Source organism: Ruegeria sp. BHSB196 (assembly GCF_059613135.1).
Genome location: NZ_JBXWRY010000034.1, coordinates 23,083 through 40,224 on the forward strand (window position 1 = coordinate 23,083; position 17,142 = coordinate 40,224).

Genomic DNA, 17,142 nt, shown 5'->3' on the forward strand with positions numbered 1-17,142 from the left:
CCCGAGAGTGGGCCCCGGCCGGGACCGCTTCAAGCCTGTTTGCGACACCGGTGTCGGCGCCGCAGACGGTGGTGCGGGGTCACTCCTCCTCGAAGGGATCCCATTCGTCCTCGACCTCGGGAAGGGCTTCGGTCTCGACTTGCGCCGCGCGCTGCTCCGGTGTCTGAATCCGCGTGATCCGGGCCGAAGGAAAATGCGCCAGAACGGCTTGCACCAAGGGATGCGCCTGAGCCTCGTCGCGCAGCGCTAGCTCGGCAGCGTTGCGCCGTTCCGCAATCGTGGGAGCGTCGCCATCCGACACGATCGACACGGCCCAGCGATTGCCGGTCCAACGCTGCAACGAGGATCCCAGCCGTGGCGCCAGATCGGTCGGGGCCTGTTCGCTGGGTGTGAACTCGATCCGGCCGGGCTGATACGAGACCAGACGTACGCCGCTTTCCACCTCGACCAGCAGCTTGACATCCCGATTGGCCCGGATCAGTTCGACAACGTGATCGAAGGTTGGATAGCGCGCCAGCGCCGCCTGTGCCTCCCGCGCCAGCGCCGCGGTCGGTGCGGAACCGCGGCCGCCCGGCGAGGACGCAACGGTGGGGACCGCAGCGCGCGCCTGTTGCGCGACGGGCGCGCCCTTGCCGGAAACGGATGTCGATCCGGCGCGCGGCGCGGCTTGTTGCGGTGGCGGGTTGTCCTGAAGCCTGCGGACCAGTTCCTCCGGGCTCGGCAGGTCGGCCACATGGGTCAGCCGGATCACGGCCATCTCGGCGGCCATCATCGCGTTGGGGGCGGCGGCGACCTCTTCCAGGGCCTTCAGAAGCATCTGCCACATGCGCGTCAGCACCCGCATCGGCAGCGCCTCGGCCATCTGCAGGCCACGGGCCCGTTCGTCGGGCGACACGGTCGGGTCTTCGGCGGCGTCGGGCGTGATCTTGACCACCGAGACCCAGTGGGTGATCTCGGCCAGATCGCGCAGCACCGCCAGCGGGTCGGCGCCTTCGGCATATTGCCCGCCCAGTTCGGTCAGAGCCCCGGCCGCATCGCCGCGCAGGATCATGTCCATCAGGTCCAGCACCCGGCCCCGGTCGGCCAGTCCCAGCATCGCGCGGACCTGATCGGCGGTGGTTTCCCCGGCCCCGTGGGAAATCGCCTGATCCAGGAGCGAGGTCGCATCCCGCGCCGACCCCTCGGCGGCGCGGGTGATCAGCGCCAGGGCATCCTCGGCGATCCGCGCGCCCTCAGCGTCGGCGATCCGGCGCAACATGCCGATCATGTCCTCGGGCTCGATGCGGCGCAGATCGAAGCGCTGGCAGCGGGACAGGACCGTGACGGGCACCTTGCGGATCTCGGTCGTGGCGAAGATGAACTTCACATGCGCTGGCGGCTCCTCCAGCGTCTTGAGCAGCGCGTTGAAGGCGCTGGTCGAGAGCATGTGAACCTCGTCGATGATGTAGATCTTGTAGCGCGCGCTGGCCGCGCGATAGCGCACCGAGTCGATGATTTCCCGGATGTCGTTCACGCCGGTGCGCGATGCCGCGTCCATCTCCATCACATCGACATGGCGACCTTCCATGATCGCCAAGCAATGCTCGCACTGGCCACAGGGATCGGTGGTCGGCCCGCCGTTGCCGTCCGGCCCGATGCAGTTCATGCCCTTGGCGATGATCCGCGCGGTGGTGGTCTTGCCGGTCCCCCGGATGCCCGTCATGATGAAGGCCTGCGCGATCCGGTCCGCTTCGAACGCGTTCTTGAGCGTCCGGACCATCGCATCCTGTCCCACAAGATCGGCGAAGGTTTCGGGGCGGTATTTGCGGGCGAGAACCTGATAGGGGGCGGGTGCGGTATCGGTCATTTCTGCTCAGCCGGATTCGTCCTGAAACCGCAGCGTAGTGTCCCGCTTGCCCCGCGTCCACAGCACGCGAGCGCGTTTTTGGTTGGGAATGTGGGCGGCGGCGGGTAAAACTCTGGGATACCGATTGAGATTTCCGAATTCGAGTGCATTGGTTTCAGGAGGGATCTGATCGTGTCGCAGTTGGTGATTTACGGTTTGCAGGTGGGCGGCGGCACCCTGGCGATCTGTCAGATGCCCGGAAAGAGCGGAAACTATCGCGAAGACCTCGACACGATTGCGGACTGGAAGCCGGGTCTGGTGATGTCGATGACGACCGAGGTCGAGATGATTCAGGACGGGGCCCGGCATTTCGGGACGGACATCCAGGGCCGGGCCAGCCGCTGGGTGCATCTGCCGGTCGAGGATTTCGACGCGCCATCCCGGGACGTTCGGGCCAAATGGGCGCAGGCCAGCGCCTCGGCGCGGCAGGCGCTGTCCGGCGGTGGACGGGTGCTGATCCACTGCCGCGGCGGGTGCGGCCGGTCGGGCATGGCGGCGCTGCGGCTGATGATCGAATGCGGGGAACAACCCGGAGCCGCCCTGAAGCGCCTGCGCGCGGTCCGCCCCTGCGCGGTCGAAACCGAGGGACAGATGGACTGGGCGCTCAAGGGACAGGCCGTGCCGAACCGGCCATGAGGCCGCCTGGCGAAGCGCGTCACGCGGGCGACAGCTGCCCTTGAAACGCGGCTTTGGCGGGTTCCCGCGCCACCGCTTCCAGAACGGCGCAAGGGCGCGTATCGAACGTGCCCGCCGGCATGGCGAACGAAGCCGGACCCAAGAGCATGTCCGCGAACAGGTCCAATTGCTCGCGATCGTCGGCTCCACCCACACCGCAGAAGACCCGAATGCGCTGGTGATCCGCCGCGAACCGGGCGTGGCATCCAGCAGCGCAATGGGTCAGGGCAACGGAGCCCTCGATCTCGAACGCCTTTGCCGTGACCGGCTTGGACGCCGCCATCGCCTCCGCCAGCTTCTCCGCCATGCGCGACAGGGCGGGGCAGTGCCTGCCGGTCTTCTGGCACAAGGTTGCGGTGAAATGATGCGTCTTGGTCGTCCAGGTCATGATGCGCCCTCCGCGCTGCGGCGGGATGGACGGTCGGGAAGGACGGCGCCTGGCCATCGGACCCCGCCCGGACACCCCGCCCGAGTTCGAGTTGTCGTGCCGATGGCAGGTCTCCTGACTTGCGGGTCGTCGCTCGGCCGACCTTCCCGGCCATATGGCCAGTGGCGTTTCGGCTTTGCTCTCCGCCTACAGTTGCGGGGGCAGTCGCGGCCTTGGCCCTTTCGGGCCGCACCGTGTTCCCTTTTCATCCCGACCGCAGACGCGGGCGGAAACCATCACTCAATCGCTATCCGCGCGGTACCGACCGGTCAAGCCGATTCCTCAAGGACACTTTGATGAGACGGGCTAAGGTGATAGTGTGACGCTTGGTTTATGTATGGGGATTGATTGATGCGATTGCGTGGCGTTCGTGGCAGCCGCAACATCGAAGACCGGCGAGGTCGACGGCGCATGGCCACCGGTGCAGGCGGAATCGGTCTGGGTGGACTCCTGATTATTCTGGTATTGGGCGCTGTGTTCGGTGTCGATATGTCCAAGTTGCTGGACGGCCCTGGGGTGCAGGTTGAGTCGCCGGCTCAGATATCCGAGGCGGATCAACGCGCGGCTGAGTTCACCTCGCGCGTTCTGGCAACGACCGAGGATGTATGGACGGCAGTATTCAAGGAACAGTTGGGCCAAAACTACACACCGCCAACCTTGGTCCTGTTCTCGCGGGTCACGCAAAGCCCCTGCGGCGGCGCCAGCGGCGCGACAGGACCGTTCTACTGCCCAGTCGATCGCAAAGCTTATTTGGACACGGATTTTTTTGCCACCTTGTCACGCCAACTCGGGGCCGGCGGGGACTTTGCAGCGGCTTACGTGATTGCGCATGAGGTGGCGCATCATGTTCAGAATGAGTTGGGCATACTGCCTCAGGTGGACGACCTGCGGCGGCGCGTGTCGCAGGTGCAGGCCAATGCCCTGACGGTCAGGCTGGAACTGCAGGCGGATTGCCTGTCGGGTGTCTGGGCGCGGTCGGTCCAGGGGCTGATGGACCGCGGCGATCTGGAAGAGGCCCTGAACGCGGCCCGCATGATCGGCGACGACCGCTTGCAGCGTCAGGCGGGGCGGATCCCGCGGCCGCATACCTTCACCCATGGCACATCCGCGCAAAGGTCGGCCTGGTTCGAACGGGGGTTCGACAGCGGCAACATCGCGGATTGTGACACCTTCAACACCGATCAACTCTGACGCTTCGGCGCATCCGACATGCACAGCTGACGCGGCAGCGCCCGCAGCACGTCCGAGTTTCGCCGGGCGCGCGCCAGTTGCCACCCACCCTGCAGCAGGATGAACAGCGTGTCGGCAGCTTCCTCGGGTCGTTCCACCCCCAGCCGCCCGGCATGATGGGCGACTTCGGAGATCCAGCCTTCGTAAAGGTGATAGGCATGATCGCGAAAGCTGATGTTGTCCGGACCTTCGAACAACGTCGCCGAGATCGGGCAGGTGTCCCATTGCCCGGATCGGTCGAATAGCTTTGCGATCTTGTGGCACAGCGTATCGACCCCCTGCCCAAAAGTCTCCGCCGGTTCGAACGAGGCCGCGATAAGCCGCAGCATACCGTCCGACGCCCAGGTGGCCGCGGCTAGCGCCAGATCGGCCTTTCCGTTCGGGAAATGGTGATACAACGATCCTTTGGGAGCATCCGCCGCCGCAAGCACTTCGGAAAGGCCCACGCCATGATAGCCCGAACGCTGGAACAGTTCGGCGGCGGTCCGGATCAGGCGGTCCTTGGTCGGAAGCGGACGTTCGGTCATTTGAAGCGATTGTTGACAGGTCTGGACCGATTGGTCCAGTGATAAGGAGTAGACCGATTGGTCCAGAAATCGCGGGAGGTCGAAATGTTGGATACCCAAGGCTCGGTTCTGGTCGAGGATCTCTGGATTCCCGCCGGCGCGACGCAACTGGCCGCGCGGCTCTACTGCCCGACCGGAAACCCTGAGACCGCCGTTGTGATCAACAGCGCCACCGGAGTCCCCCGCGACTATTACCAGCACTTCGCCAGGTGGCTTGCGCAAGAGCGGGGCATGGCCTGTCTGACCTACGACTACAGCGATTTCGGCCATTCTCTGACCGGCCGACTGAAGGATTCAACGGTCACGATGGCCGATTGGGCGCTCAGGGACATGCCCGCCGCGCGCGACGAGATGCGGCGGCGTTTCCCCGGTGTGCCGCTCTGGGTCATCGGTCATTCGGTCGGCGGGATGCTGGGGCCTCTGCAACCGGGCATCGAAGAAATCGACCGGATGATCTGCGTCTGTTCCGGTCTCGTTCATCATCAGGACCACCCCTGGCCCTATCAGGGGCTGGCACGCATGTTCTGGTTCGGGCATGTGCCGCTGCTGGTGAAGGCTATGGGGTACCTGCCCGGGCGACTGGTGGGATTCGGCGCGGACCTGCCGCCGCGCGTCTATTGGCAATGGCGCAAATGGTGCACGTCGCGTGAAAGCTATCTACCGGAAGCCGGAAAAACCCTGCCCAGACTTGACTGGAGCCGGTCCGGCGCACCGGTCGAACTTTTTGCCTTCACCGACGATCATGTGATTCCGCCGAAATGCGTGTGGCGCCTTGCCGAAGTGTATGGCGACGGCGCGCGGCGGCACGAACTGGACCCGCGGGACTTCGGCTTGAGGGATGTCGGGCATCTGGGCGCCTTCGCCCGCCGGAACGCCGCGGTCTGGCCGACCCTGATCGGCCCGTGACCGAAACACCATCTAGAGGAAAGTGAGAGGTTGGACATCGACCCAAGCGGGACTCGTTGTGGCTGCTTCCTTCCGGACCTGACCAGGTTGGCGAGGCGCTCGCCCGCGCCAACCTCTCACCCAGCGATATAGGCAAGTTGCCGCCCGTTGACAACCCGTCAGAGATGCAGCCGGAGGCAGAGAAACCCGTTCTCGTCGATGCCGATCGTCTCCGGTCTGAACCCCGCGATTTCGCCGAGATACTTCCGGGCATCCGGCCCGGTGCGAAACACGACCTGCGCAGAGCGGACAGGTGCGAAGTGCCATGGGCCGGGACAATCAGTCAGGTCATCGCCCGGCAATCGGCCAGCAAGATAGTCGCGCAACAGATCCTGAATGCGGATCGCCGGCAGGGCGACATGCCGTGCGTTCTCCAGCGCCATGAACTGGCCGCCGCCGCTGGCGCGGTAGTTGTTCAGAGCCACCAGAAACTGCTGATCGTCGCAAACGGGTTTTCCACCCAGATGCAGATCGCGAATCCGCCGGTTGTTTGGGTCTGCAAGACGCCCGTCCGCTTGAAAGCGCGCCGGTGCGCTGACATCGATGACGTAGCTGACACCATGGATCACGTCGAAGTTGTGACCGGCCCACGCCGGGTTAATCAGGTCGATGTCCCGAACGCCGGGCGAAATCCGGTTGAACAGACTCGCCGACATCTCCAGCCAGTCGCGCAACTGGGCGCCGGATATGACCACGGCGCGCAATTCGTTGGGAAAGACGTGGAGATCCGCGACGTTCCGCATCGAAACACCACCGGCGGGCACGTCGGTGTAAAAGCGCGGGCCGGCGCGGCCGCCGAACTTGGACGGGGCGGTGGCCGACAACAGCGGCAGTCCGGCCTCGGCCGAACCGGCCGTCAGGGCGCGCAACGCCGCCGCCTGCGCCGCCGCAACCAGCGCCAGCCCGCGATCCGGCGCGCAGAAACAGAAATAGCTGTGCAAAGGTTGGCTGATGCGTCCAACTGAACGCCCCATCCGTTCTCGGGTTTCCGCGTGACCGGTTGCGAAATCCCGCGCAAGTTCCGGCTCTTCCTCCGCCAAGGGGCGCAAGGCGCCTGCACCGTCGCGTTCGTAGATCGCTCGCAAGCTGACCCGCCGATCCGCGATGCGCCACGTCCCGCCGGGTTCCGGCGCCAGCGACAGGTCGATGAGGCCCAGATGCGACCCCGCCGACCCCGGCATCACCACGGGTTTGCCATGCACGAAACCGTTGCGCGCATCCAGGCCCTGCAATTCCGGTTGGCCGGGCCCCGGCAGCGTCAGATGGGTGTGGCCCGCCACGATCGCATCGAGCCCCGCGATTTTCGACAGCGGCACCACGGCGTTTTCCAATCCGGGCCGGGTGTCCTCGGCCGAAAGGCCGGAATGGGCCAGGGCCAGAACAAGGTCGCACCCCAGGCCGCGCAGCCGTTCCGTCAACGTGCGCGCCGCGTCCACGATGTCCGCCGCCTCGACCTTGCCGGCCAGCAGATGCGCTTCCCAGGCTACGGTCTGCGGCGGCAGAACCGAGAACACGCCGATCCGTATCGGCCGCATCCTCTGGCCGATCCGCAACTTCCGATCCAGAACCGCAAATGGCTGCCAGGACTGCCGGGCGTCGTTGCGGGTCAAGTTTCCGCACAGGACGGGGCAGGTCGCGCCGCCCGCGATCGCGTCCAGCGTTTCCAATCCGAAATTGAAGTCGTGGTTGCCCAATCCGATCGCGTCATAGCCGAGCCGACCGAACGCTCGCACCAACGGGTGCCGCGTTCCGGCCCGTTCCGCCGCCCAGTCGCCCAGCGGCGTTCCCTGCAACGAGTCGCCATTGTCCAAAAGCACGACCAATGCGCCCACGGCCTCGGCCTCGGCACGCGCCTGGCGGATCAGGCTGGCGGTGCGGACAAACCCGATCGTCGGCTCGGGTCGATCGGCATAATAGTCGAACCCCATCAGGTTCATGTGAAGGTCGGATGTCGCCAAAAGCCTGAGGCACGCTGTTCTTGCCGCGCCGGGCATCGACGGGTCTTTCAGGTCGCTTGTGTCCTGCGTCATGGAAGCGGTGGAGTCTCGAACAATTCAATTCAACTTGCAGAAATTTAACACGTTGAAAGAACGGCGATTTCAAGCGGGAACTTGGATGACAATATGGCCTGTACGAATTTGTCGCAATTTGAGAGGCCCGCAGCCGGGCATTGCGCCGTGCCGCCAATCGTGGCAGCCCTGGGCAAATCTTGGGAGGCGGGCGGATGAAACGGGCGGAATTGGTCACTTTCGGCGGAGCGGGTTTTGACCGGGCCGCACAGATGCGCGGCGACGACGCGGCCCTGGAGCGCGCTAGAGCGCATCCCGAGGCGCGCGGCCTTCTGCTGTGGCGCGGCAAGATCCTGGTGCAGGGCGAACGGCTGAACGAACTGGCGATGGTGCCGGTTTCCCACCCATTGATGCAGGACGGCCCCGGGGGCGCGGTCGAAGAGATGGTGTTCCTCGGGGTGTCGGACGACGGTGCGCCTGTCTTTGCGGCTGACATTTCGAACTGGCCGGCCGAGGGTCTCGATCTGTCCGGCGTTGGCGCATTTGTGGACCGGACCGAGCAGCAACATCCCGACCTTCCGCAAGGCCAGGTCTTTGCCGAGCTCAGGCGCGTCATGACGCGGCTCAGCCCGTTGGACGCCGAACTGGCGGCGACGGCCAAGGCGATTGTCGGCTGGCACGAGACGCATCGGTTCTGTGCCCGCTGCGGCAGCAGGAGCGTGGTGTCCCAGGCCGGGTGGCAACGCAGTTGTCCGGACTGCGGCGGCCAGCACTTTCCGCGGACGGACCCGGTCGTGATTATGCTGATCACCCATGGCGATTCGGTGCTGATGGGGCGGTCGCCCGGATGGCCGGAGGGGATGTATTCCCTGCTGGCCGGATTTGTCGAACCCGGCGAAACGCTGGAAGCTGCGGTGCGCCGGGAAGTCCTGGAAGAAGCCGGCATCCCCGTCGGCCCGGTCAGCTATCTGGCCAGCCAGCCCTGGCCGTTTCCCACGTCGCTGATGTTCGGCTGCGCCGGCGAGGCCCTGTCGCGCGAGATTCGCATCGATCCGACCGAGATCGAGGACGCGGTCTGGGTCGGCAAGTCCGAGATGATGCAGGCCTTTGCCGGCGAGCACCCCGGGCTCCTGCCCGCGCGAAAAGGGGCCATCGCGCATTTCTTGTTGCAGAACTGGCTTGCGGATACGTTGGACTGACCCGATACACGAAGACCACGAACAAGGCCGGGGAAAGGGATGCGGTTTTCAGGCAGTGCAGATATCGAAGCGCCGGCGGGCGCGGTTTTCGAGATGATTTCCGACTTCGGCCGGTTCGAACGGCTGGCCATCCGGCGCGGCATCGAAGTGACGCGCGAAGACCCGCAGGCACCGGTGGGCGTCGGGATGGCCTGGACCACGGCCTTCGAGATGCGCGGCAAGAGGCGGCAGATCCGCGTCGTGCTGTCGGAATACGAGGCCCCGCACCACATGCGATTCGACTCCAGCAGCAAGGGGATGAGCGGCCGGACCCAGGTCGAGCTTGTGGCCTTGTCGCCCGGCCGGACCCGGCTGCTCGTCGAAATCGAGTTTGCCGCCACGACCCTGCCGGCGCGCCTGCTGCTGCAATCGCTGAAACTCGGCAAGAACCGGCTCAGGCGGCGGTTCAACAAGAGGCTGGCGGAATATGCCGCGCGGATGGAGCAACGCTATGCCGAAACGGCGTGACCGCCCATCCCGGTATCCGCCCGGGCCAAAGGTTCAGCTGCGGGGGCGCGCGGCCGGGTAGACGCCCAGGACTTCGACATTCGTCGTGAAATGCTTCAGTTCGTCCATCGCGTAGCGGACGTTCTGGTCCTCGGGATGCCCGACGATGTCGGCGTAGAACTGCGTCGCCGTGAAGGATCCGTCGATCATGTAGCTTTCCAGCTTGGTCATGTTGACGCCGTTGGTGGCGAACCCGCCCAAAGCCTTGTAGAGCGCGGCCGGAATGTTGCGCACCTGAAACACGAAACTGGTGATCATGCCGAACGCGCCCCGGCGCGTTTCATCGGTCTGGCGCGACATGACGAGGAACCGGGTCGTGTTGTCGCCGCGGTCCTCGATGTGGCGCGCCAGCACCTTCAACCCGTAGATCTCGGCGGCCAGTTCGCTGGCCAGGGCGGCATGGCTCTTTTCGCCGCGTTCGGCCACTTCGCGGGCGGCGCGGGCATTGTCCGGGCTGACCCGCCCGCGGATGCCGTGGCTTCGCAGAAACCCTTCGCACTGGGGCAGCAGGACCAGATGAGAATGGGCTTCCTCGATGTCCTCGATCCGCGCTCCGGGCACGCCCAGAAGATTGATGTGCACCCGCACGAAGGCTTCGTCGATGATGTGCAGACCGCTGTGGGGCAACAGCCGGTGGATGTCGGCCACGCGGCCATAGGTCGAGTTCTCGACCGGCAGCATCGCCAGCTCGGCTTCACCGGACCGAACCGCCTCGATCACGTCTTCGAAGGTGCGGCAGGGCAGGGCGTCCATGTCCGGCCGGGCATTCCGGCACGCTTCGTGGCTGTAGGCGCCGGGTTCGCCCTGAAATGCGATGCGTTGTGTCATTTGGTCGATTCCGTGCAACAAGTTCGTGAATTGGGCGTTTGGTCGCGGTGTCTATACCTTGCCTCTTGCAAGGGGAAGCCTTAGACACCCGCGCAGACAGCTGATTATGGACTCGCGATCAATGTTCGACACGATGACAGTTACCAAGGCCGCTGCCGGCCTGTTCGGCGCCTTGCTGGCGTTCCTTCTGGCCAAATGGGCGGCCGAGGTTCTCTTTCACGTTGGGGGTCACGGGGAGGCCGCCTATATCATCGAGACCGAAGCGCCCACCGACGAAGTCACAGAGGCCGAGGAGGTGAACTTCGACGAATTGATGATGGCTGCCGATGTCGGAAAAGGCGCCAATGTCTTCAAAAAATGCGCCGCTTGCCACAAGCTGGAGGATGGCGTGAACGGCACGGGTCCGCATCTCTATGGTATCGTCGGCCGCCCGATCGCGTCGGCGGAAGGGTTCAGCTATTCCGGTGCCATGGAGGAAAAAGGCGGCGATTGGACCGTTGAGGAACTGAACGCTTTCTTGGAAAAACCCAGTGGTGCGGTTCCAGGCACGTCGATGAGCTTTGCCGGCCTGAAGAAACTCGACGATCGGGTGAACCTGATTGCCTATCTGGACAGCCTGGACGACTGAGACCGCATTCGCGAATTCCAAAAGAAGGCCAGCCGGGGCGCAACGCAACGGCTGGCCTTTTTGTCCCGTCTGCTCAGGGATTGAAGATCAGCATCACGTAGACCAGAAACAGCACCAGGTGCACGGCGCCCTGCAGGATGCTGGTCCGGGTGCCGCCGAAGGTCAGGGCGCTGACCAGCAGGGTCAGCAGCAGCATCAGGATCGAAGCGTCATCCAACCCAAGCGGCACCGGTTCGTTGATGATCAGCCCGATGGCGAGCACGGCCGGAACCGTCATGCCAATGGATGCAAGCGCCGAACCCAGCAGAAGGTTGACCGAGCGTTGCAGACGGTTCTTGCGGGCGGCGTTCACGGCGGCCATGCTTTCCGGCGTGAGGATCAGCAACGCGATCAAGACCCCGCCCAAGGCGGCGGGTGCGCCGACGCCGACGATGCCGAAATCGACGAGCTTGGCGACGCGCTTGGACAGCAGCACGATCGGCAGCAGCGTCAGGATCAGCAAGACCGCGTGATACGTGCCGGACCGGACCGGGCCGTGGCTTTCGTGGGTCTCCGACGGTTCGGGACCGCGGCCGGGATTGTCCTCCGCCCTTGAGGGCTGTTCGAAGAAATTCCGGTGCCGTGTCGTCTGAATCCCCAGAAAGACCAGGTACATCAGGGTTGTGGAACTGGCCAGGATGACCGCCTGAAGGGGCGAGTAGGTGGCATCGGGCGTCGAGGTCGTGAAGCGCGGCAGCACCAGCGCCAGGGTCGAAAGCGGGAACAGGACCGCAAGAAACGAGCGCGCGCCCGCAAGGTTGTAGTCCTGGGTGGAATGCCGCAAGCCGCCGAACAGAAGCGCCGCGCCGACCAGACCGTTCAGCACGATCATCAAGACGGCAAACATCGTGTCACGGGCAAGGGTCGGGGCCGAATCCCCGGACAACATGACCGCAACGATGAGCGAAACCTCGATCCCGATGACGGAAACCGTCAGGATCAGGGTGCCATAGGGTTCACCAAGCAGTTCCGCCAGCGCATCTGCGTGCCGAACCACCCCGAACGAGGCCCACAGCACGGTCCCGAAAAGCCACAGGAACAGCAACAAGGCCATGAACGGATCGGACAGGCCGTACAGCCAGTCGTCGGCGCCGAACTGAAACATCGCAAAGGTGGCAAACCCGATCAGGAAAGCGGATTCCTCGCGCAGGAACACGGCCAATGTCATTGGCTTTGCCGAACTTCGGCCCGTCATTCGGAACACCCAGACGCACGCATCGGCCAACCATAACATATTTCCGACAACAATTTTTGCGTAAGAAACCCTTCACGAAGCGTTCACATATTCTAAACTTGAAACTGGCGCGGCTGGACCTTTAGCTAGCGGCAACAAGATCAAGAACGAAACCGACCCCGGAGGACGAGCCCGATGCGACCACCCCGAGCCCCAAGCCGCGCCCGAGTCGTCGATGCAAGACCGTGGTATGTGGCGCTGTTTCTGGGGCTTGCGTCCGTTCTGGCCTTGGCGGCCTCGCCGCTCCTGGCCGAAGAGCGCATCATCAAGAGCCACGGTTTCTCGGAATTCGGCGATCTGAAGTACCCCGAGGGGTTTGCGCATTTCGACTATGTCAATCCCGACGCGCCGCGCGGGGGCGAACTGTCCTATGCCGCGCAGGGCACCTTCGACAGCTTCAACCCGTTCACGCGCCAGGGCCGCGCGGGGGCGCGTTCTGCGGATCAGTATGAAAGCCTGCTGATCCCGTCCTATGATGAGCCCGCCTCCTATTACGGGCTGCTGGCCGAGAGCCTGGAATACCCCGAAAGCCAGGACTGGGTGATCTTCAACCTGCGCCCGGAAGCAAGATTTTCCGACGGAACTCCGGTCACGGCCGAGGACGTGGTCTTTTCCCACAACATCCTTTTGGATCAGGGGTTGAAATCCTATGCCGATGCGGTGCGCAAACGCATTCCCAAGGCCGAGGCGCTGGATACCCACCGCGTCAAGTTCCATTTCGCGCCGGACATTCCCCGCCGGGCGCTGATCACGCAGGTCGGCGGCACTCCGGTGTTCTCCAAGAAATGGTTCGACGCCGACCCCGAGAACCGCAGGCTCGACAAGCCCCGGCTGGAACCGGGCATCGGCTCCGCCCCCTACGTTCTGGACAGCTACGACATCAACCGCCGGATCGTCTACAAGCGGAACCCGGACTACTGGGGCGACCATGTGAACGTGAATGTGGGCCGCAACAACTACGACACCATCCGCATCGAGTATTTCAGCGACTCGATCGCCGCGATGGAAGGATTCAAGGCCGGAACCTTCACGCTGCGTCAGGAGAACAACTCGAAAAGCTGGGCCACGGCCTATGATTTTCCGGCAATCGCGAAAGGCCATATCGTCAAGGCCGAGCTGCTGGACGGCGACGTGCCGTCAGCCGGCGGCTTCGTCATGAACCTCGACCGCCCGAAATTTCAGGACATCCGGGTGCGCGAGGCGGTGCAATTGGCGTTCAATTTCGAGTGGACCAACGAAAGCCTGCAATACGGGCTGTTCCAGCAGCGCGACTCGTTCTGGGAAGGCACGCATCTCGAAGCGACCGGTCTGCCGGAAGGCCGCGAGCGCGAAATACTGGAAAGCCTCGGCGACGCGCTCGATCCGGCTGTGCTCACCGAGGAGCCGGTGGTCGCCCACACCTCCCGACCCGATCGCCAGAACGACCGCCGCAATCTGCGCAAGGCGATGCAATTGCTGGACGAAGCCGGCTGGACCGTGGGCGACGACGGCATCCGGCGCAACGCACAGGGCGAGGTGTTGCGCATCGAGTTTCTGTCGGATCAACCCACGCTCGACCGTATCATCCAGCCCTTCGTGGACAATCTGCGCGCCATGGGCATCGACGCGATCTACAACCGCGTGGACAACGCGCAGTTCACGCTGCGCCGCCGGGACCGGGATTTCGACATGATCATGGGCGGCTACCCGATGTCGTTGCAGCCCTCGACCGGACTTTATCAGCAGTTCGGGACCGAGGCGGCCAGCTATTCCGTCTTCAACCCTTCAGGGGTGCACGGGCCGGACATCGAACCGCTGATCGACAACATCGTGGCCGCCACCGAGGCCGAGGAGCTGCAGGCCAATGTCCGGGCTCTGGACCGGGTATTGCGCGCCAAACGGATCATGGTGCCCACCTGGTATCTGGGTAAATACTGGGTCGCCTATTGGGACATGTACGAATACCCCGAAAACCTGCCGCCCTATGCCCTTGGGGTCGAGGATCTGTGGTGGATCAACGCCGAGAAAGAAGCGGCATTGAAAGCCTCGGGTGCGTTGAGGTAAGCCGCCCCCATGGGAGCCTATATACTTCGACGCTTGTTGCTGGTGATCCCCACGCTGTTGGGGATCATGATCATCAATTTCACCCTCGTGCAATTCGTGCCGGGCGGCCCGGTCGAACAGATCATCGCCCAGATGGAGGGCGGTGGCGACGTGTTCGAAGGCATCGCGGGCGGTGGCGGCGACATCGAACGGCAGACGGGCGGCGCCAACGAACGCTATGTGGGCGCGCGCGGCCTTCCTCCGGAATTCATCGAAGAACTGGAACGCGAATTCGGTTTCGACAAGCCGCCGCTGGAACGGTTCCTGACCATGATGGGCAACTATCTGACGCTGGATTTCGGCCAGAGCTATTTCCGTTCGATCAGCGTGGTCGATCTGGTGCTGGAGAAGATGCCGGTCTCGATCTCCCTGGGCCTGTGGTCCACGCTGATCGCCTATCTGGTCTCGATCCCGCTGGGCATCCGCAAGGCGGTCAAGGACGGCTCGACCTTCGACACCTGGACCAGCGGCACGATCATCGTGGCCTATGCGATCCCGGGCTTTCTGTTCGCCATCCTGCTGCTGGTGCTGTTCGCGGGCGGCTCCTACTGGCAGATCTTCCCGCTGCGCGGGCTGACCTCGGACAATTGGGAGAGCCTGAGCCTCACCGGCAAGATCCTGGATTATTTCTGGCACATCACGCTGCCGGTGGTGGCCTCGACCATCTCGGCCTTCGCGACGCTCACGCTGCTGACCAAGAACTCGTTCCTGGACGAGATCAAGAAACACTATGTCATGACCGCCCGCGCCAAGGGGCTGAGCGAACGTCGCGTGCTGTACGGCCATGTCTTCCGCAACGCGATGCTGATCGTGATCGCGGGTTTTCCGGCCGTGTTCATCGGTGTCTTCTTCGGCGGGTCGATCATCATCGAGACGATCTTTTCGCTCGACGGTCTCGGCCGGCTGGGGTTCGAGGCGGCGGTGGCGCGCGATTATCCGGTGATCTTCGGGACGCTGTTCATCTTCGGCCTGCTCGGTCTGGTCGTCGGCATCATCAGCGACCTGATGTATGTGCTGGTCGATCCGCGCATCGACTTTGAAAGCCGGGAGGGGTAGATGGCGCTCTCTCCGCTCAACCAGCGCCGCTGGCGCAACTTCCGCCGCAACGGCCGGGCCTTCTGGTCGCTGATCATCTTTTCGGTGCTGTTCGGTGTCTCGCTCTTCGCCGAATTCATCGCGAACGACAAGCCGATCCTCGTCAAGTACCGTGGCGAGTTCTTCACGCCGATCTTCAATTTCTACCCCGAAACCACCTTTGGCGGCGATTTCCAGACCGAGGCGATCTATCGCGACCCCGAGGTGCAGTGCCTGATCGACAGCGGCGGGCTGGAAGCGTGTTTCGACGATCCCGAGGGCATCATCGAACAGATCGACGCCGGAACCTTCCAGGCCGAGGGCTTTGAACGGGGTTGGGCAATCTGGCCGCTCATACCCTATTCCTTCAAGACCACGGTCGATCGCCCCGGCGCGGCGCCGCTGCCGCCCAACGGGCAGAACCTGCTGGGCACCGACGACACCAAACGCGACGTGCTGGCCCGCGTGATCTATGGCTTTCGCCTGTCGATCCTGTTCACCCTGATCGTCACCGGCGTGGCCAGCCTGGTCGGCATCTTCGCCGGAGCGATCCAGGGGTTCTTCGGCGGTTGGCTTGACCTTGTCTTTCAGCGGATCATCGAGATCTGGTCGGCCACGCCGTCGCTCTACGTCATCATCATCATGTTCGCCATACTGGGGCGAAGTTTCTGGCTGCTCGTGGCATTGATGATCCTGTTTTCCTGGACCGGCCTCGTGGGCGTGGTCCGGGCGGAATTCCTGCGGGCGCGCAACCTGGAATACGTCCGCGCCGCCAAGGCGCTGGGCGTCGGCAACATGACCATCATGTTCCGCCACATGCTGCCCAATGCGATGGTGGCGACGCTCACCTTCATGCCCTTCATCGTGACCGGCACCATCGGCGGGCTGGCATCGCTCGACTTTCTTGGCTTCGGCCTGCCATCCTCGGCGCCCTCGCTGGGGGAACTGACCCTTCAGGCCAAACAGAACCTTCAGGCGCCGTGGCTGGCATTTACCGCCTTCTTCACCTTCGCCATCATGCTGTCGCTGCTGGTCTTCATCTTCGAGGGCGTGCGCGATGCCTTCGACCCCAGAAAGACGTTTTCATGAGCCTGCTTGCGGTGGACAACCTCAGGGTCTCGTTCCGGCAGGACGGCCAGGTGACCGAGGCGGTGCGGGGCGTGTCCTTTGCCGTGGATCGCGGCGAAACCGTCGCCCTGGTGGGCGAATCCGGGTCGGGCAAATCGGTCACGGCGCTCAGCACCGTGTCGCTGCTGGGCGAAAGCGCCCGTGTCGAAGGGTCGGTCGTCTACGACGGGCAAGAGATGATCGGGGCCTCGGAACAGCGGCTGATGGAGGTGCGCGGCAACGACATCAGCTTCATCTTCCAGGAGCCGATGACCTCGCTGAACCCGCTGCACACGATCCAGAAGCAGATGGCCGAGTCGCTGGCCCTGCATCAGGGGCTGACCGGCGACGCGGCGCGGGCACGGATCGTCGAATTGCTGACCAAGGTCGGCATCCGCGACCCCGAGGAGCGGCTGGACGCCTATCCCCACCAGTTGTCCGGTGGGCAGCGGCAGCGGGTGATGATCGCGCTGGCGCTGGCCAACAAGCCCGACATCCTGATCGCGGACGAACCGACCACGGCGCTGGACGTGACCATCCAGGCGCAGATCCTGGAGCTTCTGGCGGATCTGCAAAAACAGGAAAACATGGGGATGCTGTTCATCACCCACGATCTGGGGATCGTGCGCCGCATCGCCGACCGGGTCTGCGTGATGAAGGATGGCGAA

16 protein-coding genes, 1 other RNA gene and 1 riboswitch are annotated in these 17,142 nt (G+C 64.0%); of the genes, 10 read left to right on the plus strand and 7 right to left on the minus strand.

Annotated elements, in window-relative coordinates; genetic code table 11:
- Nucleotides 1–79: 79 nt before the first annotated feature.
- Entirely contained in the window at nt 80–1,846 is a 1,767-nt protein-coding gene (locus AC2FNJ_RS15410) for a DNA polymerase III subunit gamma/tau (protein WP_496765479.1), read from the minus strand.
- Nucleotides 1,847–2,017: 171 nt separating this feature from the next.
- Here AC2FNJ_RS15410 and AC2FNJ_RS15415 point away from each other — a divergent pair, with 171 nt between their 5' ends.
- Nucleotides 2,018–2,521 (plus strand): protein-tyrosine phosphatase family protein, encoded by a 504-nt coding sequence (locus AC2FNJ_RS15415; RefSeq protein WP_496765481.1) that lies wholly within the window; start codon nt 2,018–2,020, stop codon nt 2,519–2,521.
- Between the two features lie 19 nt (nt 2,522–2,540).
- On the opposite strand, the gene AC2FNJ_RS15420 is transcribed toward AC2FNJ_RS15415, so the two are convergent.
- Complete coding sequence (locus tag AC2FNJ_RS15420; RefSeq protein ID WP_496765482.1) at nt 2,541–2,948, minus strand: hypothetical protein; 408 nt, start codon at nt 2,946–2,948, stop codon at nt 2,541–2,543.
- Between the two features lie 86 nt (nt 2,949–3,034).
- Nucleotides 3,035–3,240, minus strand: a riboswitch (cobalamin riboswitch).
- Nucleotides 3,241–3,338: 98 nt separating this feature from the next.
- Here AC2FNJ_RS15420 and ypfJ point away from each other — a divergent pair.
- Complete coding sequence (ypfJ, locus tag AC2FNJ_RS15425; protein WP_496765484.1) at nt 3,339–4,178, plus strand: KPN_02809 family neutral zinc metallopeptidase; 840 nt, start codon at nt 3,339–3,341, stop codon at nt 4,176–4,178.
- On the opposite strand, the gene AC2FNJ_RS15430 is transcribed toward ypfJ, so the two are convergent.
- A complete protein-coding gene (locus tag AC2FNJ_RS15430; protein WP_496765485.1) occupies nt 4,169–4,744 on the minus strand; it encodes a TetR/AcrR family transcriptional regulator in 576 nt (191 codons plus the stop codon). The genes ypfJ and AC2FNJ_RS15430 overlap by 10 nt on opposite strands.
- 84 nt (nt 4,745–4,828) lie before the next feature.
- On the opposite strand from AC2FNJ_RS15430, the gene AC2FNJ_RS15435 reads away from it, so the two are divergent.
- Nucleotides 4,829–5,689, plus strand: coding sequence for an alpha/beta hydrolase family protein (locus AC2FNJ_RS15435; RefSeq protein ID WP_496765486.1), 861 nt, complete (start codon nt 4,829–4,831; stop codon nt 5,687–5,689).
- A gap of 20 nt (nt 5,690–5,709) precedes the next feature.
- On the opposite strand, the gene ffs is transcribed toward AC2FNJ_RS15435, so the two are convergent.
- Both ffs and AC2FNJ_RS15445 read right to left on the minus strand, forming a co-directional pair.
- Nucleotides 5,710–5,808: signal recognition particle sRNA small type (ffs, locus tag AC2FNJ_RS15440), an RNA gene on the minus strand.
- 39 nt (nt 5,809–5,847) lie between these two features.
- On the minus strand, nt 5,848–7,758 hold the full coding sequence (locus AC2FNJ_RS15445) for a bifunctional 2',3'-cyclic-nucleotide 2'-phosphodiesterase/3'-nucleotidase (protein WP_496765487.1): 1,911 nt from the start codon (nt 7,756–7,758) through the stop codon (nt 5,848–5,850).
- Nucleotides 7,759–7,952: 194 nt separating this feature from the next.
- Here AC2FNJ_RS15445 and nudC point away from each other — a divergent pair, with 194 nt between their 5' ends.
- Both nudC and AC2FNJ_RS15455 read left to right on the plus strand, forming a co-directional pair.
- On the plus strand, nt 7,953–8,936 hold the full coding sequence (gene nudC / locus AC2FNJ_RS15450) for an NAD(+) diphosphatase (RefSeq protein WP_496765488.1): 984 nt from the start codon (nt 7,953–7,955) through the stop codon (nt 8,934–8,936).
- Nucleotides 8,937–8,975: 39 nt separating this feature from the next.
- A complete protein-coding gene (locus AC2FNJ_RS15455) occupies nt 8,976–9,443 on the plus strand; it encodes an SRPBCC family protein (RefSeq protein ID WP_496765490.1) in 468 nt (155 codons plus the stop codon).
- 33 nt (nt 9,444–9,476) lie between these two features.
- Here AC2FNJ_RS15455 and AC2FNJ_RS15460 read toward each other — a convergent pair whose 3' ends face one another.
- Entirely contained in the window at nt 9,477–10,310 is an 834-nt protein-coding gene (locus tag AC2FNJ_RS15460) for a prephenate dehydratase (protein ID WP_496765492.1), read from the minus strand.
- Nucleotides 10,311–10,431: 121 nt separating this feature from the next.
- On the opposite strand from AC2FNJ_RS15460, the gene AC2FNJ_RS15465 reads away from it, so the two are divergent.
- Nucleotides 10,432–10,938 carry a c-type cytochrome gene (locus AC2FNJ_RS15465; RefSeq protein WP_496765494.1) on the plus strand — a complete coding sequence of 169 codons (507 nt, stop codon included), beginning with the start codon at nt 10,432–10,434 and terminating at the stop codon, nt 10,936–10,938.
- 73 nt (nt 10,939–11,011) lie between these two features.
- On the opposite strand, the gene AC2FNJ_RS15470 is transcribed toward AC2FNJ_RS15465, so the two are convergent.
- Nucleotides 11,012–12,145 (minus strand): calcium:cation antiporter, encoded by a 1,134-nt coding sequence (locus AC2FNJ_RS15470; RefSeq protein WP_496765495.1) that lies wholly within the window; start codon nt 12,143–12,145, stop codon nt 11,012–11,014.
- 201 nt (nt 12,146–12,346) lie between these two features.
- On the opposite strand from AC2FNJ_RS15470, the gene AC2FNJ_RS15475 reads away from it, so the two are divergent.
- From AC2FNJ_RS15475 to AC2FNJ_RS15490, 4 genes are all read left to right on the plus strand, one after another.
- Entirely contained in the window at nt 12,347–14,254 is a 1,908-nt protein-coding gene (locus AC2FNJ_RS15475; RefSeq protein WP_496765497.1) for an extracellular solute-binding protein, read from the plus strand.
- Nucleotides 14,255–14,263: 9 nt separating this feature from the next.
- Nucleotides 14,264–15,349, plus strand: a complete 1,086-nt coding sequence (locus AC2FNJ_RS15480) for a microcin C ABC transporter permease YejB (RefSeq protein ID WP_496765499.1) — start codon at nt 14,264–14,266, stop codon at nt 15,347–15,349.
- Nucleotides 15,350–16,456 carry an ABC transporter permease gene (locus AC2FNJ_RS15485; RefSeq protein ID WP_496765502.1) on the plus strand — a complete coding sequence of 369 codons (1,107 nt, stop codon included), beginning with the start codon at nt 15,350–15,352 and terminating at the stop codon, nt 16,454–16,456. It begins immediately after the preceding gene.
- Nucleotides 16,453–17,142, plus strand: a 690-nt coding sequence (locus tag AC2FNJ_RS15490) for an ATP-binding cassette domain-containing protein (protein ID WP_496765504.1), incomplete at its 3' end; no start/stop codon positions are given. The genes AC2FNJ_RS15485 and AC2FNJ_RS15490, both read left to right, overlap by 4 nt.

Coding starts and splice junctions, on each gene's coding strand:
- AC2FNJ_RS15430 (WP_496765485.1), bottom strand. CDS start 4,744: ATGACCGAACGTCCGCTTCCGACCAAGGACCGCCTGATCCGGACCGCC.
- nudC (WP_496765488.1), top strand. CDS start 7,953: ATGAAACGGGCGGAATTGGTCACTTTCGGCGGAGCGGGTTTTGACCGG.
- AC2FNJ_RS15480 (WP_496765499.1), top strand. CDS start 14,264: ATGGGAGCCTATATACTTCGACGCTTGTTGCTGGTGATCCCCACGCTG.
- AC2FNJ_RS15410 (WP_496765479.1), bottom strand. CDS start 1,846: ATGACCGATACCGCACCCGCCCCCTATCAGGTTCTCGCCCGCAAATAC.
- AC2FNJ_RS15420 (WP_496765482.1), bottom strand. CDS start 2,948: ATGACCTGGACGACCAAGACGCATCATTTCACCGCAACCTTGTGCCAG.
- AC2FNJ_RS15455 (WP_496765490.1), top strand. CDS start 8,976: ATGCGGTTTTCAGGCAGTGCAGATATCGAAGCGCCGGCGGGCGCGGTT.
- AC2FNJ_RS15470 (WP_496765495.1), bottom strand. CDS start 12,145: ATGACATTGGCCGTGTTCCTGCGCGAGGAATCCGCTTTCCTGATCGGG.
- AC2FNJ_RS15485 (WP_496765502.1), top strand. CDS start 15,350: ATGGCGCTCTCTCCGCTCAACCAGCGCCGCTGGCGCAACTTCCGCCGC.
- AC2FNJ_RS15460 (WP_496765492.1), bottom strand. CDS start 10,310: ATGACACAACGCATCGCATTTCAGGGCGAACCCGGCGCCTACAGCCAC.
- AC2FNJ_RS15445 (WP_496765487.1), bottom strand. CDS start 7,758: ATGACGCAGGACACAAGCGACCTGAAAGACCCGTCGATGCCCGGCGCG.
- AC2FNJ_RS15475 (WP_496765497.1), top strand. CDS start 12,347: ATGCGACCACCCCGAGCCCCAAGCCGCGCCCGAGTCGTCGATGCAAGA.
- AC2FNJ_RS15465 (WP_496765494.1), top strand. CDS start 10,432: ATGTTCGACACGATGACAGTTACCAAGGCCGCTGCCGGCCTGTTCGGC.
- AC2FNJ_RS15435 (WP_496765486.1), top strand. CDS start 4,829: ATGTTGGATACCCAAGGCTCGGTTCTGGTCGAGGATCTCTGGATTCCC.
- ypfJ (WP_496765484.1), top strand. CDS start 3,339: ATGCGATTGCGTGGCGTTCGTGGCAGCCGCAACATCGAAGACCGGCGA.